Consider the following 13183-nt stretch of genomic DNA (forward strand, 5'->3'; position numbering starts at 1 on the left):
ACCGCTCATGAAAAAAATAATTTTGATTCTCAATCATGTCACTGCAGGGATGGGAAGTGATGAAAATGCTCAGTTGCCGCCAAGCGGCAAAAAAGCTGCCCTTGGTCCAGGTCGAACCTTGAATCCACTTTTTCAAGAGCAAGACGCACAAATCGTTGCAACGCTTTATTGTGGTGACCAATATTATCACGAGCATCAAGAAGAAGTGAATAAAAAATTTGTGGGGTTTGCTAAAAAATTTGACGCCGATGCCGTTCTTTGCGGACCTGCGATGCATTATCCTAATTTTGGCGAAATGGCAGCAGGATTGACGAAAGTATTCAATGCACAAGGAATTCCAGGGGCTGCAGCGATGTCAGAGGAAAACCCAGCAGTGGCAATCTATGCCAAAGATATCTATATCTTGAAGATGCCGAAAAAAGGCGGAATCGGATTGAATGATTCCTACAAAAAGATGGCGCACGTTGTTTCCCAGCTTGCCCACGGGAAGCCTCTAACAGAAGCAGACCAAGAAGATTTGTTTTAAAGAGAAAGACGATCAGCGCTGGCTGGTCGTTTTTTTATGAATCAAGCCAAGCATGTTCGATGTAAGACATAAATCGACTAAGCCTGTTGATGATTTGTTTTGATTTACGTAGAATAGATACAAGTTAGGAGGGATTCGGTTGTACCATACCGCATTTGGAGTATATGGAATTTTGTTTCAAGGCAACTGCTTAGCCGTCATCAAAAAGAAGGCGGGACCTTATCAAAACCGCTATGATTTGCCAGGCGGCAGCATGGAGGCAGGTGAATTGCTGGAAGACACGCTGTGCCGAGAATTTAAAGAAGAAACCGGCATGACCGTCACTAGCTATCATCAATTAGGGGCAATTAATTTTCTTTACCCCTGGCACTATCAAGGAACATCTATGAATAATCACATCTGTGTCTTTTATGAGATTCAAACAACCGTTGGAAGTCTTGAGAAGAATGTTCCTCAATTTACAGGCCAAGATTCATTGGGAGCAGTTTTTTTCCCCATCGAGCAGCTAAATGAACAAAATGCATCACCTCTTGTAATAAAAGCTTGTGAGGTGTTTAAACAGAAGGCATTTACGGCAAGAAGCCAACGCCTAATGAAATGGGATGTATTAGAGGACCCTTCTTATGAATAATCCTTTCAGATCATATGACGTTTGACAGAAAAAGTGAAAAGAGCAGATGATCATATTTAGTAGGGATAAGGTGTTTTCGTAAATCCCTCCATTGTTCAACTTAGCACATGACATTTTTCTTAATAAAAACCGAAACTTTTGTCCACTTCTTTTTCTTAAAACCTCTTGAAAACGCTTAATTTAAAGGGAGTTTAATAAAACTGTGAAAAAAATCACAAAAACTATTTACAAACAAAAAAAGATGTTGTATGATCTGTATGTGAAGTAGTTAACAAACAAAACATGTTTAAAAACTAGGAGGACAAACAATGGCTAAGACATTGGAAAAAGAAGTGACAATCGACGTACAAGCAATGATCGACGATTTAGCAACGAAGGCAAATGTGGCGTTAAAAGAAATGGAAAGCTTTGATCAAGAAAAAGTGGACCACATTGTTCATGAAATGGCAATGGCAGCATTAGACAAACACATGCCTTTAGCTAAAATGGCAGTAGAAGAAACTGGCCGTGGTATCTATGAAGATAAAGCGATCAAAAACATGTACGCTTCAGAATATATTTGGAACAGTATCAAACATGACAAAACAGTCGGCGTGATCAATGAAGACAAACAAAAAGGCTTGATCGAAATCGCTGAACCAGTTGGTGTCGTTTGTGGGGTAACACCAACAACCAACCCAACATCTACAACGATCTTTAAAGCAATGATCGCTTTGAAAACACGTAACCCGATCGTTTTTGCTTTCCACCCATCTGCACAAAAATGTTCAGCAGAAGCTGCACGTATCGTTCGTGATGCAGCCATCGCTGCTGGGGCACCTGAAAACTGTGTGCAATGGATCGAACATCCATCAATCGAAGCGACTGGCTTATTGATGAACCACCCAGGAATTGCGATCGTATTAGCAACTGGTGGGGCTGGCATGGTCAAAGCAGCATACTCAACTGGTAAACCTGCATTAGGTGTTGGACCAGGGAACGTACCTGCCTATATCGAAAAAACAGCGAAAGTGAAACGAGCAGTCAATGACTTGATCGTATCAAAAACTTTTGATAACGGAATGATCTGTGCCTCTGAACAAGCAGTGATCGTTGATAAAGAAGTCTATGCCTCTGTGAAAGCAGAATTTGAAGCACATCAAGTATATGTTGTAAAAGCAAAAGAATTACAAAAACTTGAAGATGCCGTGATGAATGAAGGAAAATATGCCGTAAATCCAGCAATCGTTGGTCATTCAGCAATGGATATCGCGAAATTAGCAGGCATCAACGTACCAGAAGGAACAAAATTATTGATCGCTGAACTTGACGGTGTCGGTGCTGATTACCCACTATCAAGAGAAAAACTTTCTCCAGTTTTAGCAATGATCAAAGCAAACAACACAGAAGACGCGTTCGAAAAATGTGAAGCAATGCTTGATTTAGGCGGATTAGGCCATACAGCGGTGATCCACACTGAAAACGAAGACTTGCAATTAGCCTTCGGCCTACGCATGAAAGCTTGCCGTATCTTAGTTAACACACCATCTGCAGAAGGTGGTATCGGAAATATCTACAACGAAATGATTCCATCATTGACACTTGGTTGTGGTTCATACGGGAAAAACTCTGTATCACGAAATGTTTCTGCTGTGAACTTGATCAACGTGAAAACTGTAGCGAAACGGAGAAATAATATGCAATGGTTTAAATTGCCACCAAAAATCTTCTTTGAAAAGAACTCTCTAATGTACTTGGAGAAAATGGAAAACGTTGAACGTGTCATGATCGTTTGTGACCCTGGTATGGTTCAATTCGGCTATTGCGATACGGTTCGTGAAGTACTTGCTCGTCGTAAAAATGACGTGAAAATCGAAGTCTTCTCTGACGTAGAACCAAACCCATCAACAAACACCGTTTACGCTGGAACAAAAATGATGGTTGATTTCAAACCAGATACAGTGATCGCCCTTGGTGGTGGATCAGCAATGGATGCTGCCAAAGGCATGTGGATGTTCTATGAGCACCCAGATACTTCATTCTTCGGCGCAAAACAAAAATTCTTAGATATCCGTAAACGGACATACAAGATCGACAAACCAGAAAAAACGCAATTCGTTTGTATCCCAACAACGTCTGGTACTGGTTCTGAAGTAACACCATTTGCGGTTATCACTGACAGTGAAACACACGTGAAGTACCCATTAGCTGATTACGCATTGACACCAGATGTTGCAATCGTTGACCCTCAATTCGTAATGTCAGTACCTGCTTCTGTTACAGCAGACACTGGAATGGACGTTTTGACTCATGCGATCGAATCTTATGTGTCAGTAATGGCATCTGATTACACTCGTGGATTGAGCTTACAAGCAATCAAGTTAGTCTTTGACTACTTAGAAAAATCAGTGAAAACACCTGATATGGAATCTCGCGAAAAAATGCATAATGCCTCAACAATGGCAGGTATGGCCTTCGCCAATGCATTCCTAGGTATTTGTCACTCAGTAGCCCACAAAATCGGTGGTGAATATGGTATTCCTCACGGACGTACAAATGCGATTCTTTTACCGCACATCATCCGTTACAATGCCAAAGACCCACAAAAACATGCAATGTTCCCTAAATATGACTTCTTCCGTGCCGATACAGATTACGCAGACATTGCGAAATTCTTAGGCCTTAAAGGCAAAACAACGGCTGAATTGGTTGAAGCATTGGCAACAGCTGTTTACGAATTAGGACAATCTGTGGGTATCGACATGAGCTTGAAAGCGCAAGGCGTCACTCAACAAACACTAGATACAACAGTTGATCGCATGGCTGAATTGGCTTACGAAGACCAATGTACAACAGCAAATCCAAAAGAACCACTAATCTCTGAATTGAAACAAATCATCGTTGATGCCTATAACGGCTAAACAATGAATCAAGAACACCCTGCGGTATCTTAGCTGCCGCAGGGTGTTCTTTTGTCGTCTCATTTTTTTTGAGAAAGCAAGCTGGCAGTTGCCGCCTTTTTGCCCAGATCAGTTAATAATGCGAAAAATAACAATTGAACAGGGGGGATCATAAAAAAAGGAGTGGATGTCTCCACTCCGTAAAAGTCTCGTTTTTTCAGGATGTCACCAAGGCTGCTGCTTTCTTGCTCAAACAGATACGCTCGTTACTTGCTATCGTTTTTCTTCAAGCGTAGCATCTGGAAGCTTTGTTTTTCCAAGACGACACGCAAAATGCCGTCATTCAATTCCGCTGTTTTTCCATTGACGGGCACAACGTTGTTCGGGGTTGCTTCGGTATTGACGGCATGCAAGTCTGGGTGGTGCAAGACTTGATGGGTAGCGATTTGCAATGAATCATATTGACGCAAGTCGCAAGTGAATTCATTGGCATCCTGCAAATCCTTATTTACTAAGAAAAAGGTTAAATAGTCATCTTCGTTTTCGATCGCAATGGCATCCACATAAGAAGCTTTTCCGTGACTGCTATCGAAATCAGCCCCTCGAAGAATGCTATGCAACACGTGACCGCGACCATAGTTGCTGATCATTTCATAGGGATAAAAAATCGTTTGTTTCCAAGCGGCAGTATCGGAAGTCATGATCGGTGCGATCACGTTGACCAGCTGTGCCATGCAGGCGATTTTAACGCGATCTGCGTGATGAAGCATCGTGATCATCATGCTTGCGACGAGTAACGCATCTTCAAAGTGATAGACGTCTTCTAATTGTGGTGGGTGTTGACTCCAAGGTTCAATTTTTTGATCCTGTTCATTTGAGTGATACCAGACGTTCCATTCGTCGAAGGAAATATTGATCGTCTTCTTGCTTCGGCGTTTGGCTTTCACTGCATCACAGATTGCTGCGACTTGACTGATGAACTGATCCATTGCGACATTGCTTGCTAGATAATCTTGGCTATCGCCGTTACGGTTGCCATAATATTGGTGCATGGAAATGTAGTCGACTTGATCGTAACAATGACTTAATACTGTATCTTCCCACATGCCAAAGGTCGGCATCGTGAGAGAAGAACTACCACAAGCGACGGTTTCGATCGTTGGGTCCACCAGACGCATCGCTTTGCCAGCTTCTTCTGCGAGACGGCCGTATTCATCGGCTGTCTTATGTCCTTCTTGCCAAGGACCGTCCATTTCATTGCCTAGACACCAAAGTTTGATGTCATGAGGATCGGCCACCCCATGGGCACGACGGAGGTCACTATAATAGCTGCCGCCTTTTAAATTGGTATATTCGATCAAGTTTTTCGCTGCTTCGATTCCTCGTGTCCCAAGATTGATCGCCATCATCGGTGCCGTATTGACTTGCTTGGTCCAATCCATAAATTCGTTTAAGCCGAACTGATTGCTTTCGATTACCCGCCAGGCCAAATCGATTTTTGCTGGCCGTTGCTCTTTAGGGCCGACGCTATCTTCCCATTTATACCCAGAGACGAAATTGCCTCCTGGGTAACGGACGATCGGCACATTCAACTGCTTGATCAAGGCAGCGACATCTTGACGAAAGCCTTGCTCATCGGCAAAAGGACTTTCTGGTTGATAGATCCCTTCGTACACACAGCGCCCTAAGTGCTCCACAAAAGAGCCGTAGATCCGTTCGTCGACTGGTGCCAAAATAAAGTGTTTGTCTAAATACATCGTAGTTTTCTTCAATTTTGCAACCCCTTTCTTTTCTTTCATTGTAGCGATAGTCCATGAAAATAAACACTACATTCTGTCTTATTCTATTGACGTTTTGTCCGTTTTCTTTATACTAAAGGCAAGTAGGAAGGAGTGAGAAGTTGAACGTAACCTATTCAGGATTTCAAATGCACAATGCTGTTTCCGATCATATTTATCGACCCTCTGGCTTAAAGCATTATCTTTTCGTGTTGACGTTGTCTCCAATGGTTTTCACTTTTGAAGATGGTCATCAAGAAACTAGTGAAAAAGGTAGCTGCATTCTTTTTCCTCCAACCGTCTATCAAGATTATCATGGCAAAGAAGATTTTTTTAATAGCTTTGTTGAGTTTCAAACGGATCAGGTGATCGAAGAAACCTATGCGATCCCTTGTAACCAACTGTTCCAGCCGAAAAATATTCAACAAATCAACAAATTGATCCAAAAGATCAATCATGAATCCTTGTTGCCACAACGGCACACGGAAGAATTGATCGCGGCGTATATGACAAATCTATTGGTCTTACTTGAACGCAATTTTGAAGAAAGCATCCCGCAACCACAAAACGAACACTATCAACTGTTTCAAGCGATGCGGTTGAAAATGTTAGTCAATTGCGAACAGCAATGGGATTTTTACCAGTTTAGCCGAGAGCTTTCCATCGGTAAAAGCCAATTCTATAAGCTCTATCAACAGTTTTTTCATACCACGCCCAAAGAAGATTTATTGCAAGCTCGGTTTCAAAAGTTTTTTTATTTACGCAGCAACGAAACGCTGACGATTCGAGAGGCGGCGTTTCAATCAGGGTTCCAAAACATCAACCATTTTAATCGGCTCTTTGCGAAGCGCTATGGCTGCGCACCGACAAAGTACCAACAGGAGCAATAGGCAGGTCTGATCGGTAAAAACGCTGAAAAAAGTCCGACGAATTCTTGACGGATGAAAGAGAAAACGGGACAATGTCATTAGGAGGTGGCATATGGATACAGAAACGATCGTAAGCGAACTTTCTAAACGTTCAAGCGAATTGGAAGCGCTACAAAGAAAATTGAGTCAAAGTCAATTAATGAATAATGAAGCGGCACAAACGTTCATTTTTGACTTAAAGGATTATTTAGATAGCTTAAAGCTCGTAACAGATTTAGTACCGTCAGCGGCAACTACAACAGTGGAAGTTGACCAGTTGTCGTACGTCTTAGGTGAACAAAATCAAAGCATCCAGCAGCTGCTGGTTATTTTGGAAGAAGCCGAAGCAAATGACGACCAGCGCTTTTTCGGCAAAAGTGCGGGAGAAGTGCGGCGGATGATTGGCAGTCTGTCTGGGATCCTGGAACTAAACGGTCTGTTGCTGCAAGACAATCGTGGCTTTCAGCAAGTCGTGAAGGAAACTGGACCGCTTCAGGTGACTGAAACAAAGGAAGTCCCTGAGAAAAAAGGGTTTCTCCAAAAGCTTTTTGGGAAATAAGCACTGATCGTCGATCAAAACATGAATCACTTGTACCCAAAAAACGGCACTTCACAATACGTGAAGCACCGTTTTGTGGTACAAGTATTTTTTTGCTTTTTGCCAATAGAGACAGAGGGATCAGAAGGTACCGATGCTGAAACGTTAGATCGAAATCGAACTTCTGGGGGGACATTCTTCAATCCCGTAAATCAGAAAGGTGTTTACGGTAGCTTTTCTACTAGCATTTGCCAGTAATTTTTTGCTAGTAGCTAAGCTGAATGGTTTTTCTCTGATCTCCTTGGCTCATTGCTACTTTGTCCGCTGTGATAGTGACATCAAAAGATGGAATCTGATCAGAAAAGGCATTGCCTAAACACGCAACGAGCCATTCCTGTTGTCCGCCGAGAACGGTTTTGCTTATTTGAGGGATGACTGTTCGACTATAAAGTAGATTCGTGTTGGGTTCTGGCATCAAGAGGGTACCTTCTTGATGCGTCGGGAAGCTTTTGATACCGACACAGCCAACCGAGCTTTGATAAAAGGTGCCTTCTTTGCTAGAAAGCGTAGCACCATCAGCTGGTGCTGCAAAGCTGCCATTGACCAGTTGCAACCTTCGATCCGTTTGAATCCGATGGTAACGCAGATGCCAAGGATACATCGGAATCACAAAGGTTTCGATGACGACCTGCTCGTAGGGGCGCCAGCGACTATAGACGTAGTCATCTGCAATCGCAAAGGCTTCGTAACCAAAAGCTGTTTTAAAATCCGTCTGCCCCTCTGAGATCGCCAATGTATTATCATAGGCACCTTGTTTCAATAAAACGGTTGCTTTCGGTACGCTAAACCCAAACGTTGTCGAATAGACAAACTTTTCGTATTTGGCATTGCCGTGAGCATGTTCGTGGGAATGTTGCCCCGCAGTGAAAGCTTGCAATTCTGTGCCTTCTTGGTTATGCACCAAAAGCATCCGACTATGCGGATTGCGCACCGGTGTGGCAAAGGTTGGCACCTGCTCCTCAAGCGTCCAAAATTCAGCATCCGCTGGGATGGCCAATACACAGAAATTTTTGAAAGCCCAATAAGGCGATCCTGGTGCGTTATAGCCTTCAGCCATATTTAGGTTGGGGTAGGCATAGCCAATACTTAAAAAGCCTTCTTGCGTAAAGATTGGTTGGCGAAACCAGTAACGCATGTTTTGTAACAGTAAATATTTTCCTTCATTTTTTGTGAAGCCTTCATATTCTATATCGGCGAAAGCACCGACAGCAAAGAAACTTGATTGCGCAAACCGATACGTTAGACTACGACCAAAAGGCAATGCCGCACCGGTTTTCGTGAACCACTGTTTAAAGGATTGCGCAAACGTAGCGGCTCTTTGACGGTAGCTAAACTGATACGGGCATTGGGAACGACAAGTAAGAACACTGTAAAGGAGTCCGTAGTATTGCATCCCAAAAGGAATATAATAGTCGATTTGGTTTTCATAGCCATCAAAATACCAGCCGTCTGCTAAGTAATACCTCTCGATCTCTTCTTGATCAGCCAAAAGGGTGGTTTCAACAAAAGGCAACGCTGCCATTTCAAAGAAGGTATTAACTAAAATCCGAAAGAAGAGCCAATTGGTTTTAGGGATCGTGTGCTGATTGATCTGATTGAGCCAATCAAAGAGATTTGTTTGCTCTCTTGGTGTGAGGAGATCCCAAAAGACGGGTTTGGTAAAAATCAAATAGCTAGCAAGGGCACCCATTTCCACAAACAATTGGTCGTAGTCATGCAGTTTTCCCCAGTACTCCTGAGAGGTCGGGGTGGTGCCTGCAACGATCCCGGCATTGGCTTGTTGAAAAAGTTTTGGGTAACGAAGACACGCTTCTTCTTGGCTGAACAATGGGCCCAATCCCCAGAGTGTCCGTAAAAAGCCTTCGATGTCACTCTTTTCCTGAGTATACACCGCTCCTGAATTTCCTAGGTGGACCCTCCCGGGAGTTCCTTGTTGTGCCATACATTCATATACGGGAGTGACCAGATCAACAAGGGCCTCTTCTAGATCGGTTTTGGTTCGAAGAGGGTTCTTACTTAATGCTTCTTGGAAGTTTCTCATGTAAACAGCTCCTTTTAGTTGTTATTTTACTTTATTTAGTAAAATAAAGAAATGGAAACTGTTACATTTCTCGATTTTAAGTAAAAAAATAGTAAAAAATCGCTGGAACCAGTTACATTTTTTTGTCGACATCGCTATAATGGAGAAAATACGAGAGGAGCTACATGCAATGACCCAGATTTCCTTAACGATTTATGACCAAAAGCATCAAGTAAAAAAAGGCAAACGAACACCTGAAAGTGAACCTACCCTTCTTCAAGCGACGGCGGAAGACTTTGTCACGTTGGCATCCCAAGAGTATTGTTATGAGGACGGAGATAAAATCGTTGTCTCGCTCTCACGCAGTGGACAATTTGTGTGGGTCACACTCGATGAAACGCTGGCGACTACTTTGGTGTACATCAAAGGCAACGAGTGGATCTACCCCGTACACCTTAGTGAAAATGCCAAAGAAGCCGCGCCAGAAGGCCGTTTTGCTGGGAAAAGCCATTATTTGAGTGTGCGGGTAGCAACAAAAGAAGAACTAGCGGCTTACCGCAATGTCGCCTTAAACCCTCATGATCAAAAAGAATTCTTGGGTGCCTATCCGCATGCCCATGCCAATGTTGAAACAAGAGATGATGCGACGTTTTTCGCTTGTAACGCTATTGATGGCATTTTTGCCAATACGTCTCATGGCAATTATCCCTATGGCTCATGGGGGATCAATCAACAAGCAGATGCCGCTTTGACGATCGACTTTGGTCATGAGGTCAGCATCGACCAATGTGCGCTTACGTTACGGGCGGATTTTCCCCATGATAGCTATTGGCAACAAGTCACGTTGGCGTTTTCCGATGGGAGTCAAGAAATCTTGCATACGGTCAAAAGCAGCCAGCCTCAACGGTTTTCTTTCCAGCCGCGAACGGTCACTTGGGTAAAATTGCATGAACTGATCCAAAATGACGATCCCTCACCATTTCCAGCGTTGACCCAAATCGAAGTCTTAGGACGCTCTATTCAGGAGGAAAACGCGTGAATCCAGCAGAGGTAAAAGAAGAAATTTTACAGGCGGCACAGGCTTATCTTGACACTGGTGAGATTCCCTATTTGCCTTATCAAGGCTATCAAGAGTATCTCGAATCGGGGAATCGTGTTGTCTTCGAATCCCATTATTTTGCCCGCCGACGGATGTTGGTGGTTTTAGGACTTGCTTATGAAATGGAGCGTAAGGCAGCGATCAAAGTGCTGCTGGAGCAAGTGATTTGGGAAATCTGCAATGAATATACATGGTGTCTGCCAGCGCATCTGCCGATTGTCGATGGCCAGTTTTCTTCGCAAGCGCGCCACACAGTCGATCTTTTTGCAGCTGAAACTGGGCAATCCTTAGCAGAGTTGTTGATGTTGATTGGGGGAGACCTTTCACCAGTCATCACAGAACGAGTGTTGTATGAGATCGATCAACGGCTTTTTTTACCCTTCGAGGATCAAACCTGGGAGTGGGAGACAAAAAAGAACAATTGGTCCGCAGTCATTGGTGGCTGTCTTGGAATGACGGCGCTCTATGTATTGCCGAAAAAAAGCGAGCGACAATTGCGGATGATCAAACGATTGGATACTGCAATGCAAAGCTATCTCAACAGCTTTGGCGAAGATGGGGCTTGTGTGGAAGGTGTCGGATACTGGGCGTATGGGTTTGGTTATTTTCTGTATTATGCGCAATTGTTGGCAGAAGTATTGCAAGAAGATACCTACCTAAAACAGCCTAAAACCAGAAAAATCGCCGCTTTTCCTTATTACACGATGATTTCTCCGGGGCATTATATTCCTTTTTCTGATTATTCGGCGATCGAACTGCCTAGCGGCTTGGTCAGTTATTGCTACGAGCATTTAGGCGTGACGGTTCCCCAATTATCGGGGGTCAGTCCGTTAGATTTTGATCCTTGCTACCGGTTTGCCCACAGCTATCGAAATTTGTATTGGCATAACGAAGCGATCACACGAGAAACGAATGCCTCGTATCATCACTATTTTGAACAAGCACAGTGGTTCATGGCAAAAGATGTGCAACAGGATCTTTTTTTTGCTGCCAAAGGGGGGAGCAATCAAGAAAGCCACAATCATCTCGATGTCGGTCATTTTGTATTAGGAACGACAGAGGAGTTGTTTCTGACGGACCTTGGTGCAGGGGAGTACACCAAAGAGTATTTTGACGAGAACACGCGCTATCACTACTTTCCCGCAGCCGCAATCAGTCATTCGCTGCCAATCATCAACCAGCACACCCAACGCCCAACAGCCGAGGAAGCAACGGTGCTACAGGTTAATGACCAGCAATTTGACTTAGACCTCAGTGCGTTCTATCCGAAAGCAGCGGTCACTGAATACCAGCGGCGCTTCGTTGTCTCGCAGCAACAAGTAACGATCGAAGACCATTTTGTCTTTGACGAGCACCAACCAAAGAATCTGGTGGTGGAAAACTTTATTACGAACATACCACCAATGGTGCAAGATAAGACCGTTCAACTAATGACAAAAAAAGCACGCTGTGTTCTTCGTTTTACCAGTGATAAGATCCAAATACAGCCAGTCACTTATCAAGACCACCATGGTGTACAGGCACAAGCGTATTTGATCCAAGCCGAATACGCGCTTGAGCAGACAGGGGAAATCAAAACGACCATTAAAATAAAAAAAGGGTGAGAAGGATGCGGTGCTTCCTTGCAATGACGTTGATCAATGCAAGAAGACACCGCAGCTTCTCAGCCTTCTTTTGGTTTTGCGGTAGATTGACGAATCACCAGCTGTGTACTTAAAAAGATGCGTCTGGCGATCCCAGGATTTTCGATGCGGTTATAGAGTAGCTCTAACCCCGTTTCACCCATCTCTTCAGTAAATGCTTGGACTGAAGAAAGGGGTGGGGAGACATAGCGGGACACCGAAATATCGTTGATGCCCATAACACTGATATCTTCAGGAATCTTGATTCCATGAGCCGTTAGCGTATGAATGACCCCGATCGCAAAGGCATCATTGGCTGCCAAAATCGCAGTCGGCAAGCGGTCTTGCCACAAAGCCAAAGCCTGCTCCGTTAATTCTTCCCCCGTTTGGACATCCAACCGACTATTTTCTTTCACGATGAAATAATCCTCATCAAACAGCTGATAATGCTGCATCATATCGACATAGGTGTTGACCGTTGGCGTTTTGTACCGCCGATACCCATACATATTTTGACTTTCCTCGGCGCCGATAAAGGCGATTTTTTGATGACCAAGTCCCATCAAGTGAGAAAGAGCCAACTCGGTTGCTTGCGTAAAATCGGTATTGACAGAATCGTAGTCATCCAGGGGAAAGTTACTGCCAATCACACAGAGGTTGGGGTGTAGCTCATGGAGTTTCTTGACCCGCTCTTCTGTAAACTTGCCGATTGCCAGTAAGCCGTCGACGGACTGGATCACTGACTCGTCAAGGTTGGAGATTTTTAACAGATCACAACCCAGTTCGGCGGCGCGTTTTTCCACACCCAAACGAATCGACATATAGTAAATGTCTTCCAATTCTTCATCATCCATCCGCCACTGAACGATCCCGATCGATTTGTTGTGTTTTTTTGGTACATCCACTGGTAGTTCACGCTGCTTTTGCTTGTTTTTGTATTTCGTATAATTTAGTTTTTCAGCTGCCTCGAAAATCTTTCGTTTGGTTTCTTCGGTCACTGAAAGACTAGGATCGTAGTTCAGAACCCGTGATACGGTTGATATTGATACCTCAGCTATGGTCGCTATGTCGGTAATCGTAGCCATAGAATCCCTCCTCCAATGCTTCTCCTCTTCAGTATAT

The 13183-nt window shown here is 43.8% G+C and carries 10 protein-coding genes; 7 read left to right on the forward strand and 3 right to left on the reverse strand.

Translation table 11 applies throughout. The features are described 5' to 3' along the window. The first annotated feature begins 7 nt into the window (after window positions 1-7). The 3 genes from IGJ26_RS02315 to adhE all read left to right on the forward strand — a co-directional run bounded on the left by IGJ26_RS02315 (window position 8) and on the right by adhE (window position 4057). Window positions 8-526, forward strand: coding sequence for a GrdB-related putative oxidoreductase (locus IGJ26_RS02315; protein ID WP_005232156.1), 519 nt, complete (start codon window positions 8-10; stop codon window positions 524-526). Between the two features lie 139 nt (window positions 527-665). Beyond that, entirely contained in the window at window positions 666-1157 is a 492-nt protein-coding gene (locus tag IGJ26_RS02320) for an NUDIX hydrolase (protein ID WP_005232154.1), read from the forward strand. A gap of 308 nt (window positions 1158-1465) precedes the next feature. Continuing rightward, window positions 1466-4057, forward strand: a complete 2592-nt coding sequence (adhE, locus tag IGJ26_RS02325) for a bifunctional acetaldehyde-CoA/alcohol dehydrogenase (protein ID WP_008376050.1) — start codon at window positions 1466-1468, stop codon at window positions 4055-4057. Window positions 4058-4302: 245 nt separating this feature from the next. On the opposite strand, the gene IGJ26_RS02330 is transcribed toward adhE, so the two are convergent. Beyond that, the gene (locus tag IGJ26_RS02330; RefSeq protein WP_421758060.1) at window positions 4303-5835 is read right to left on the reverse strand and encodes an alpha-N-arabinofuranosidase; all 1533 of its coding nucleotides are present in this window, start codon (window positions 5833-5835) and stop codon (window positions 4303-4305) included. Between the two features lie 101 nt (window positions 5836-5936). Here IGJ26_RS02330 and IGJ26_RS02335 point away from each other — a divergent pair, with 101 nt between their 5' ends. Further along, entirely contained in the window at window positions 5937-6704 is a 768-nt protein-coding gene (locus IGJ26_RS02335; protein WP_430599823.1) for a helix-turn-helix domain-containing protein, read from the forward strand. Window positions 6705-6795: 91 nt separating this feature from the next. After that, on the forward strand, window positions 6796-7281 hold the full coding sequence (locus IGJ26_RS02340; RefSeq protein WP_194187902.1) for a hypothetical protein: 486 nt from the start codon (window positions 6796-6798) through the stop codon (window positions 7279-7281). A 244-nt stretch (window positions 7282-7525) separates the two neighbouring features. On the opposite strand, the gene IGJ26_RS02345 is transcribed toward IGJ26_RS02340, so the two are convergent. Continuing rightward, entirely contained in the window at window positions 7526-9361 is a 1836-nt protein-coding gene (locus IGJ26_RS02345; protein ID WP_430599824.1) for a DUF2264 domain-containing protein, read from the reverse strand. 169 nt (window positions 9362-9530) lie between these two features. Here IGJ26_RS02345 and IGJ26_RS02350 point away from each other — a divergent pair, with 169 nt between their 5' ends. Together IGJ26_RS02350 and IGJ26_RS02355 are read left to right on the forward strand one after the other, a co-directional pair. Next, a complete protein-coding gene (locus IGJ26_RS02350) occupies window positions 9531-10379 on the forward strand; it encodes a hypothetical protein (protein WP_430599825.1) in 849 nt (282 codons plus the stop codon). Then, a complete protein-coding gene (locus IGJ26_RS02355) occupies window positions 10376-12043 on the forward strand; it encodes a hypothetical protein (protein ID WP_430599826.1) in 1668 nt (555 codons plus the stop codon). The genes IGJ26_RS02350 and IGJ26_RS02355 overlap by 4 nt, the downstream gene beginning before the upstream one ends. Before the next feature lie 59 nt (window positions 12044-12102). Here the strand turns inward: IGJ26_RS02355 and IGJ26_RS02360 are convergent, their stop codons facing one another. Continuing rightward, entirely contained in the window at window positions 12103-13146 is a 1044-nt protein-coding gene (locus IGJ26_RS02360) for a LacI family DNA-binding transcriptional regulator (RefSeq protein WP_005232137.1), read from the reverse strand. Window positions 13147-13183: the final 37 nt, after the last annotated feature.

This window comes from Enterococcus sp. AZ095a, from assembly GCF_050546735.1.
Lineage (GTDB): Bacteria > Bacillota > Bacilli > Lactobacillales > Enterococcaceae > Enterococcus_D > Enterococcus_D entomosocium.

What these genes read in the sequence shown, in the direction of transcription:
- IGJ26_RS02315 (WP_005232156.1), top strand. Translation starts at nt 8, where the DNA reads ATGAAAAAAATAATTTTGATTCTCAATCATGTCACTGCAGGGATGGGA.
- adhE (WP_008376050.1), top strand. Translation starts at nt 1,466, where the DNA reads ATGGCTAAGACATTGGAAAAAGAAGTGACAATCGACGTACAAGCAATG.
- IGJ26_RS02345 (WP_430599824.1), bottom strand. Translation starts at nt 9,361, where the DNA reads ATGAGAAACTTCCAAGAAGCATTAAGTAAGAACCCTCTTCGAACCAAA.
- IGJ26_RS02350 (WP_430599825.1), top strand. Translation starts at nt 9,531, where the DNA reads ATGACCCAGATTTCCTTAACGATTTATGACCAAAAGCATCAAGTAAAA.
- IGJ26_RS02360 (WP_005232137.1), bottom strand. Translation starts at nt 13,146, where the DNA reads ATGGCTACGATTACCGACATAGCGACCATAGCTGAGGTATCAATATCA.
- IGJ26_RS02330 (WP_421758060.1), bottom strand. Translation starts at nt 5,835, where the DNA reads ATGAAAGAAAAGAAAGGGGTTGCAAAATTGAAGAAAACTACGATGTAT.
- IGJ26_RS02340 (WP_194187902.1), top strand. Translation starts at nt 6,796, where the DNA reads ATGGATACAGAAACGATCGTAAGCGAACTTTCTAAACGTTCAAGCGAA.